Source organism: Streptomyces alkaliphilus (assembly GCF_014141535.1).
Taxonomy (GTDB): domain Bacteria; phylum Actinomycetota; class Actinomycetes; order Streptomycetales; family Streptomycetaceae; genus Streptomyces; species Streptomyces alkaliphilus.
Map to the genome: position 1 here is coordinate 1 of NZ_VKHT01001682.1, position 529 is coordinate 529.

Genomic DNA, 529 nt, shown 5'->3' on the forward strand with positions numbered 1-529 from the left:
GCGGGGAGACCGTGCCCGGGTCCTCCAGGTGGGCGCGGAAGTGGCCGTAGTAGGCCAACCAGACGAGAACGGCACCGAGCATGGCGCCGATCAGTTGTCCGAGCCAGTAGAGCGGCACATCGGACCAGCCGCCTCCGGCGATCGCCAGACCGAGGGTGACGGCGGGGTTGATGTGGGCGCCGGACAGTTCGCCGGAGATGTAGACACCGCTCAGGACGGCGAAGCCCCACCCGAAGGTGATGGCCACCCAGCCCGCGCCGAACGCCTTGGATTTCTTGAGAACGACACCGGCGACCACGCCGCCGCCCAGAAGGATGAGGACGGCGGTGCCGATGACCTCACCGAAGAAGATGTCGGAGCTGGACACCCGTGACTCCTTTGTCCTTCGTCCAGGGAAAGATCGGCCGCCTGGCGTACGTTGTTCGACATTGTCGACCGATGAACGGCAATTTTTGTCCCGCGGGCATGTCTCGTCAAGGGGGTGTGAACGATGGTTCGACCCGGAGTCGGTGCGGGGGCGGCTCCGGGG

1 protein-coding gene is annotated in these 529 nt (G+C 66.0%); it reads right to left on the bottom strand.

Going from position 1 to position 529, the window contains the following annotated elements; all coding sequences use genetic code 11:
- Positions 1-367, bottom strand: a 367-nt coding sequence (locus FNQ90_RS27935; protein WP_182608574.1) for an MIP/aquaporin family protein, incomplete at its 3' end; no start/stop codon positions are given.
- Positions 368-529: the final 162 nt, after the last annotated feature.